Here is a 6,038-nt window from a genome sequence, read left to right as displayed (position 1 = left end):
TCCGACACGGCGTCAAGTCATTTGGAGCCTATGTTCCGACCCCTTGTTGGGTCGGGACGAGGTGACGAGGACGAATCGGGGCCGCCGGAGGCATAAGTGGTCGCGTTAAGTTTTTGCTGCTTGCTTGGGCTGGGATGCCCAAAACAAGCTTTCGCAAAAATAGCGACTCCCCGAGATTCTTTGAAAAGGATGTTAAGTTGTCAAAAACTGATTTGAAAGTTTATTTTAATATGTATAGATATTAAAATAAATATGATTACTTTAAATTCGATAAGTATTCTGATGTTGAGTGTTATATTGAAGTTGATAAACATCAATTTTCAAAAGTATTAAAAAATTACAGGCGCGCCATGCTACCTCACGAAATTCCGGGACTCCTGTCGCCGTAATTCGTTCACCTACGCAGCGAATAGGAGATGCTCCAGCCGCCCTGCGTCCGCCACAGACTGAGCACAAAGCAGCTCAGTCATGGCTACCACAAATGGCTCTACGGCTATTCGGGATAAAATTTTAGCCTCCCTCGCGCGCTATCGCGCACTTCGGATTGGCAAATTTCCCTGCGCCTTCTGGAGACTATCAGCCCGTCCGGGGCTGACAGCGGTTGCTGCTGAATGTGTTGTAAAAAATGACAATAGTTTTCATTCGCTGAAAATCATGGAAACGGAGCTTAGCGAAGTGGTGATTTTTAGTCCCTGATAGGCGACAGGGCAATTCGCTGATTCGACGTGTGCTAGCAGCACGCGAGAGGAGCAAGAATTGCATTCCGAATAGCCGTCCAGCCAGTGAGGTAGTAATGACGAAGCGGCTTTTGTGCGTAGTCGTTGCGGACGCAGGGCGTTCAGGGCATCTCCTATCCGCTGCGTAGGTGAACGAATTATGGCGACAGGAGTCCCGGAATTTCGTGAGGTAGCATGGCGCGCCTGTGGAAGGTCAAATACCATTTTAAAAAGGAGAGAAGAAGTATGGAAGAAAAGAAAATTATAGTTAAGCAGTATTCGTTTAAAGAATCTGCAAAAGTGTTATTTAAAAAAACATGTGATGAATTTGAGATGGATTCTTTTTATGATAATTATGATGAATTCGAAGTGTTATATAGCAATGGATTATCAAGAGTTTATTATGATGAATATAATTTTGATTATGATTGTTTTGAATTAAAAGGTTATGGTGTTTTTTATGCGATATTTAATGGTTTCCTTTGTAACTCTAATATAGAATGTGAGCACGAAAACATTGAAAGATATAGAGATAATTTCTTGAATGGAGATAGAGTTTTAAGGAATGATAATGATGTTTTTCTTAATGTGATTTATGAAGAGTTAGTATTAGATTTTGAAAAAGAGCTTTATTATGAAAGTGATGATATTAAAGAGTATTAATGCTGGTGTTTTGTGAGCCTAACATTTATTAGGCTCACAATTAAATTTACAATGCTCGAACTAATGCATCTATATCATTTAATTCATTATCAATAGAGTTACCTTTCTGTCTTAATTTATGACATCTAATAGACAATTTTGACAATTGTTTATGATTAGGATTGCCTTCATTATAAACAGGTATATTTATAGGAGGTCTAATTTTAAAGGATCTGCTATCACTTGATTTTTCCATATACTCTTTAACTATTGGAGCATTTATAATTGAACAAATGAAATGGGCTTCATTTTTTGTAATATAACTTCCATCTTCTCGTTGAGAAATACTTACAGCGTGGTTTTGAAATACAGGTCTCTTAGATTCACCCCAAGGGGTTTCTATGTTTGAAACAACTGCCGCTTGCCATTTCGTATTATCTCTAAAGCAAACAAAATACTCCCCATATGAATAAACACCAACACGAGCAAGAGCGTAAAATTCACTTAAATTATTTTTACCAATAATTTTATCGTTGTAATCTGTTTGTTGCTCTAATACACTTTTATTTTTAGTAAAATACTTTGCCAATAAAGGGGATTCTTTTGTTAATTCAGAAATAACTAATGGTTTTCTGCTGCCAAATTCATATGGGAATGGAGAGTAATATTCAACCTCATTTATATAAAATGGTTCTATATTTGTTCCTTTAATCAATGGATGCAAAAATTTAGTTTCAGAAATAATGGACTGCAAAGGAACTTTATATTTTGATTTATTACCTTGGTAGTTTTCAAACTCTGCTTTTTTGCCTACATTTTTAATAAACTTCCATAAAAACAATTCTTGAGGAAAAAACTCAACTCCCTCTCGTCCATCATAATATGATACGCCTGATATTTTTGAAAAACCTTTCAGCTTGCTAGTATTTTCTGCATAACTAAAGGCTGTATTATTTTTATTAACATTTCCAGCAACGCCTTTTACAATGTTAAAAACAGGCTCCACTACACTATAATAGGAAGTAGTCTTGTAGTGTTCAAGTGATGGTGTTTTGGGTTTTTTATTATAGTGGTAAAGTGGTATGCCTTTTTTATAATTAATAGCCTTTTTACTAAAGAAGTATGTGGAGAATTTCATCTGTACTGGTTTAAATGGATGACCAGATTTAGCCCAGTCAAAAAGTTGCTGTAAGTATAAGCGACCATTTGTTGTTTCAAAATTTCTAAACCCTTCATATGTTTGTTGAAAGACTATATTTTGTGGCATTAAAAAAGACAGAATACCATCATCTTTTAACCAGTTGTCTGCGGCCACATTAGATATTAAAGCACAAATATTTAAATTTATTCCTCCAACCATTTTGTCACCAGAGAATAAATGCCTATCAACGCAAAGTTTTTTGACTCGATCTCTGTAGCCTGCGGGTAAATTCTTCCAATCAATCCAAGGTGGATTCCCTACTATTAGATCAAATTTACCAAGATTAGCTGTTGTTAAAAAGTTGGTAACAATTCTGGCCCATATACCATTCCAGTCCTGCTTTTCTAGGTCAACAAATTGTTCTGATAATTCTTGAAGAGAAGTCTTTATTTCTTTAGAAAGATCATCACTTGAACATAATCCACATAGAGAATCATAGATTTCTTTAGAGTCTAAATTTTTGATGTGCTGTTCGATAGTCGTCATTGTTTTTGAAAATCGAATAGGATCTTTAACAGCACTTAGAGGGAGTAGTATTTTCAAACTGCCCTTTAACGTATTAATTTCATACTTGAGGCAGTCAATGTTATCTATAGTAATTCTTTCAGGCACATACGAAGAATCTCCAAGGTAAATAGGAATTTCAATTTCGTCACCTTCTTCGATTAAATGAGAAATATTTATAAAATAATTAATCCGAGCAGATAATACAGCTAATGGATTTAAATCTAAGCCCTGAACAGAACTTAAAACATCTTTTAGCTTTTCTTCTTTAGATGGATGTTGCCTTTCTAATACTTTATTAATTAATGTAGTGATGAAAGTTCCACTTCCGCAACAAGGATCCAATGATGTCCAATTTAGTGTATTAGATAATTTAGATGCTTCTGTTATCAGGTTATCAGCTAGCCAAGGAGGTGTATAAAATTCGCCTAGAGAGTGCCGAACTTTATCAGGGATTATACCCATATATAAATCTTTAAATAAATCATTAACTTGACAACCTTCATTAAAGAGATCACGGTCTTCATATTCAGTTAAAACATTTATTACTTTTTTTACCTGTTCAAATACCCCATCATTCCATTGCTCTGAAGCACAATACCAAGAAAAGAAATCCCCTTCTAATAAGTTTCCAATTCCATAATCTCGGAATATTGCTCCATCCTCTAAATCCGATAAGTGCAACCTTGATGCTTCCGAATCATAGTTGATTAGGGAAGAGAACTCTTTATTTTCCCCTCTATAAGCATTTGATATTACTTTAAAAGCTATTATCTTTATTATAATTGCATAAGAGGTCTGCAAAGCATAAAGCACTTTATATTCTTCATCATTAGTTTTTAATGGATGAGCACATACGCTCTCTAAGCTTTTTTTTCTTTCAATAATTGCTGTTTGTTTTGATTTATCATCATGAGCTAATTTAAATAACCCCTTCCATTCGTTAAATAGCATTTGAGTTTTACCAGTAATGCTATTTTCTATCGTATTTAGTAGGCTACTTATCAAAGAGTTAGAGATAGAATCTTCAGGGTTACAAAAATCATAAGCTAAGTTTTCTGGGGATAGAGCTTTTTTCTCCATAAGAAAAAACAAGCTACATATTTTTTGAAGGATATCCCCATTAAACTTCTCTAATGAAGAAATGGTAACTTCACCTTGGTTATTCATAAGGATTTTTCTATTCAATCCATCAGTAACAATACCAACATACTGTCCAGGTTCATCTCTATTTAAGGCGTGTAAATACCCTAATGTTTGGTCTGTAGCAGAATCTATATCTACTTTATTTTTAAATTTGCTTTTATGTTTAAATTCGATTATTACTGATCCGATTCTACTATCTATCCGACCTTTTTTATTCTTTCGCCCTTCCGATTGATATTTTACAGTGTCGATGCTTTCTTCTTTGTTAGGGGTAAAATCAATATCCAACAGATCCTTAACAAAAGGAACAAAGTTAACATCAAATGCAGAAACTACTTCCGCTTCATTTTTTGCTTTATCGGAAGTCTTATTTATTTTCTTCGCTAACTCATTCAACGAATGAAGGAACTCTTTATCATTAATAATAAATTCTTGTTTTTTCTTTTTTAGATTATCTAATGCTGGCATAATAACGTAGTGCTCTTTTTAAAGAAGGGATTTTCTATCCAAATGTATACATATTCATCACGTTAAGTCGTAAGTCTGTTTGTAATGTTATCTATACTTCGTAAATATAGAGTTTAAAATAAGCCATAACACAGATTAAACCCAATACTTTCAGCGCCTTAGCTTTAATGTAATGTTGGCAGTATTTGAACTCTTGAAGAGCAATTTCCCTTGATAATTTTTAGATATTCTACATTCGCTGAAAATCAGGGAAACGTAGCCTAAGCGAAGTGAAGATTTTTAGTCCGCGATAGCCGTAGGGCCGTTGTTTTGTCGGAGTCTGAGCGTTAGCGAAGGTGGAGACAAAATAAAAGGCCATCCGACACGGCGTCAAGTCATTTGGAGCCTATGTTCCGACCCCTTGTTGGGTCGGGACGAGGTGACGAGGACGAATCGGGGCCGCCGGAGGCATAAGTGGTCGCGTTAAGTTTTTGCTGCTTGCTTGGGCTGGGATGCCCAAAACAAGCTTTCGCAAAAATAGCGACTCCCCGCAAATACTCTTTATAAAAAACAAAATTAAACTCTTCTCTCCTTTGGCTATATTAAGCATCTAAACAAAAGCCACCAGTAACCTTGCTCTAATTGTATCCTTTAAAATCAAAGGCTTAAATATTCGCCAGTTTCTAATTGAGATTCATGATATCCATACCGAATTAATTCCTGTTTTTCTTTCGTAGCATAGTGATGCGCTGCATGGGAAATTGAAAGTGCGAGTTGATAATTGCACCGCGAACCCGATCTTTACTTTCTTTAACCGCCGTCTCCGGGAGTCCAACCAGATTTAACGCAGGCAAGCCATTGGATATATGCACTTCCACCGTGACCAGTGGCGCATTAATCCCTGATCGACCTCGACTATAGGCAATGGCAAGTAACATCTTGAGTTCCTTGATTTTTCAAACAGGGCTAAAGAATAATAGTGATTATTGTACCTGTTACCGGGAATGTTTTTTTATCTACATCTTAATCTTCAGCAATACATTGCATATTTGTAATCTAATTATGTTCAGTTGCAACACTCTTAAATGCAGGAAAATCATGACCTGGTATAACCGGTATTTTGTGCTAGTATATACAGGCTTATATAAATAAGCAGTCATGTATATTGACAAATGCTCAATAATTTCATAGAATTCCAGATCTTTTTTATCCAATTTTTACCCTATAGCTAAGGAACTCTCAGAATGAAAAGAACTTATCAACCAAGCAAAATAAAACGCGCGCGTACTCATGGCTTTCGCGCAAGAATGGCAACGAGTGGTGGCCGGAATGTCATTAACGCACGTAGAAGAAAAGGCCGTCACACACTTGCTCTTTAAGCT

General features: G+C 35.7%; 9 protein-coding genes and 1 pseudogene. 3 read left to right on the top strand and 7 right to left on the bottom strand.

Features of this window, described 5'->3' with window-relative positions; translation table 11 throughout:
• Nucleotides 1-28 precede the first annotated feature (28 nt).
• Both K6984_RS35550 and K6984_RS29985 read right to left on the bottom strand, forming a co-directional pair.
• Entirely contained in the window at nucleotides 29-157 is a 129-nt protein-coding gene (locus tag K6984_RS35550; protein WP_263458596.1) for a hypothetical protein, read from the bottom strand.
• A gap of 104 nt (nucleotides 158-261) precedes the next feature.
• The gene (locus K6984_RS29985) at nucleotides 262-456 is read right to left on the bottom strand and encodes a hypothetical protein (protein WP_221898616.1); all 195 of its coding nucleotides are present in this window, start codon (nucleotides 454-456) and stop codon (nucleotides 262-264) included.
• 12 nt (nucleotides 457-468) lie between these two features.
• Here K6984_RS29985 and K6984_RS29980 point away from each other — a divergent pair, with 12 nt between their 5' ends.
• Nucleotides 469-696: a hypothetical protein gene (locus K6984_RS29980; RefSeq protein ID WP_221898615.1), complete on the top strand. Its 228-nt coding sequence runs from the start codon at nucleotides 469-471 to the stop codon at nucleotides 694-696.
• On the opposite strand, the gene K6984_RS29975 is transcribed toward K6984_RS29980, so the two are convergent.
• On the bottom strand, nucleotides 639-941 hold the full coding sequence (locus K6984_RS29975; RefSeq protein WP_221898614.1) for a hypothetical protein: 303 nt from the start codon (nucleotides 939-941) through the stop codon (nucleotides 639-641). The genes K6984_RS29980 and K6984_RS29975 overlap by 58 nt on opposite strands.
• A 21-nt stretch (nucleotides 942-962) precedes the next feature.
• Here K6984_RS29975 and K6984_RS29970 point away from each other — a divergent pair, with 21 nt between their 5' ends.
• Complete coding sequence (locus K6984_RS29970; protein WP_221898613.1) at nucleotides 963-1,379, top strand: hypothetical protein; 417 nt, start codon at nucleotides 963-965, stop codon at nucleotides 1,377-1,379.
• 46 nt (nucleotides 1,380-1,425) lie between these two features.
• Here the strand turns inward: K6984_RS29970 and K6984_RS29965 are convergent, their stop codons facing one another.
• The 4 genes and pseudogenes from K6984_RS29965 to K6984_RS29960 all read right to left on the bottom strand — a co-directional run.
• Complete coding sequence (locus K6984_RS29965; RefSeq protein ID WP_221898612.1) at nucleotides 1,426-4,677, bottom strand: Eco57I restriction-modification methylase domain-containing protein; 3,252 nt, start codon at nucleotides 4,675-4,677, stop codon at nucleotides 1,426-1,428.
• Nucleotides 4,678-4,906: 229 nt separating this feature from the next.
• On the bottom strand, nucleotides 4,907-5,035 hold the full coding sequence (locus tag K6984_RS35545; RefSeq protein WP_263458663.1) for a hypothetical protein: 129 nt from the start codon (nucleotides 5,033-5,035) through the stop codon (nucleotides 4,907-4,909).
• Nucleotides 5,036-5,062: 27 nt separating this feature from the next.
• On the bottom strand, nucleotides 5,063-5,191 hold the full coding sequence (locus K6984_RS35540; RefSeq protein WP_263458596.1) for a hypothetical protein: 129 nt from the start codon (nucleotides 5,189-5,191) through the stop codon (nucleotides 5,063-5,065).
• A 202-nt stretch (nucleotides 5,192-5,393) separates the two neighbouring features.
• A pseudogene (locus tag K6984_RS29960) lies at nucleotides 5,394-5,594 on the bottom strand (magnesium chelatase domain-containing protein); the annotation flags it as partial.
• Nucleotides 5,595-5,900: 306 nt separating this feature from the next.
• On the opposite strand from K6984_RS29960, the gene rpmH reads away from it, so the two are divergent.
• The gene (rpmH, locus tag K6984_RS29955) at nucleotides 5,901-6,035 is read left to right on the top strand and encodes a 50S ribosomal protein L34 (protein ID WP_221894798.1); all 135 of its coding nucleotides are present in this window, start codon (nucleotides 5,901-5,903) and stop codon (nucleotides 6,033-6,035) included.
• Nucleotides 6,036-6,038 lie beyond the last annotated feature (3 nt).

It is taken from the genome of Bathymodiolus japonicus methanotrophic gill symbiont (assembly GCF_019721995.1).
Lineage (GTDB): Bacteria > Pseudomonadota > Gammaproteobacteria > Methylococcales > Methylomonadaceae > Methyloprofundus.
Note: the sequence above shows the minus strand (reverse complement) of the source record. Positions and strands in the feature narration are given on the sequence as shown.

Coding starts and splice junctions, on each gene's coding strand:
- K6984_RS29980 (WP_221898615.1), top strand. CDS start 469: ATGGCTACCACAAATGGCTCTACGGCTATTCGGGATAAAATTTTAGCC.
- K6984_RS29975 (WP_221898614.1), bottom strand. CDS start 941: ATGGTATTTGACCTTCCACAGGCGCGCCATGCTACCTCACGAAATTCC.
- K6984_RS29970 (WP_221898613.1), top strand. CDS start 963: ATGGAAGAAAAGAAAATTATAGTTAAGCAGTATTCGTTTAAAGAATCT.
- K6984_RS29965 (WP_221898612.1), bottom strand. CDS start 4,677: ATGCCAGCATTAGATAATCTAAAAAAGAAAAAACAAGAATTTATTATT.
- K6984_RS35545 (WP_263458663.1), bottom strand. CDS start 5,035: ATGGCCTTTTATTTTGTCTCCACCTTCGCTAACGCTCAGACTCCGACA.
- rpmH (WP_221894798.1), top strand. CDS start 5,901: ATGAAAAGAACTTATCAACCAAGCAAAATAAAACGCGCGCGTACTCAT.